The 958-nt window shown below is 74.1% G+C and carries 1 protein-coding gene; it reads left to right on the forward strand.

From position 1 onward, the window contains the following. Window positions 1-291: 291 nt before the first annotated feature. Window positions 292-958, forward strand: a 667-nt coding sequence (locus Q664_RS47170) for a Kelch repeat-containing protein (RefSeq protein WP_481955004.1), incomplete at its 3' end; no start/stop codon positions are given.

Below are 958 nucleotides of genomic sequence, written 5' to 3' on the forward strand. Positions count from 1 at the left end.
ACGGGCAAGGTGCTCGTCTCCGGTGGCTCCGGGACGAGCGGCACCCTGAACAGCACGGAGGTGTATGAGCCGGCCACGGGCACCTGGAGTGCCACCGGCGCGCTCGCCTCGGCTCGCACCGCCCACAGCGCCACGCTGCTGCCCTCGGGCAAGGTGCTCGTCGCGGGCGGCGACGGCGGTGGCGCCCTGTCCAACTCGGAGGTGTATGAGCCGGCCACGGGCACCTGGAGTGCCACCGGCACCCTCGCCTCTCGCCGCGCCCACACCGCCACGCTGCTGCCCACGGGCAAGGTGCTCGTCGCCGGNGGTTTCGGGGCGGGCAGCACCCTGTCCAGCGCGCAGGTGTATGACCCGGTCACCGGCACCGTGAGCGCCACCGGCTCCCTGCCCGAGTCTCGCTGGGGCCACACCACCACGCCGCTGCCCACGGGCAGGGTGCTCGTCGCGGGCGGCACGGGCCCGAGCGACGAAGTCTCCAGCGCGCATGTGTACAATCCAGCCACCGGCACCTGGAGTACCACCGGCTCCCTGGCCACGGCGCGCCGCTCCCACACCGCCACGCTGCTGCCCACGGGCAGGGTGCTCGTCGCGGGCGGCTACAACTCGAGCGACTTCCTGGCCAGCGCGGAGCTGTACGACCCGGCCACCGGCACCTGGCGTGCCACCGGCGCCCTCGCCTCGGTTCGCTACGCCCACACCGCCACGCCGCTGACCGATGGCAGGGTGCTCGTCGCGGGCGGCTACAACGCGAGCGAGCTCCTGAGCAGCGCGGAGCTGTACGACCCGGCCACCGGCGCCTGGAGCGCCACCGGCTCCTTCGCCACGGCTCGCAACCAGCACACCGCCACGCTGCTGACCGATGGCAAGGTGCTCATCGTGGGTGGCCGGAACGCGGGCGGCGCCCTGGCCAGCGCGCAGCTGTACGACCCGGCCACCGGCACCTGGCGTGCCACCGGCT

This window comes from Archangium violaceum Cb vi76, from assembly GCF_000733295.1.
GTDB classification, from domain to species: domain Bacteria; phylum Myxococcota; class Myxococcia; order Myxococcales; family Myxococcaceae; genus Archangium; species Archangium violaceum.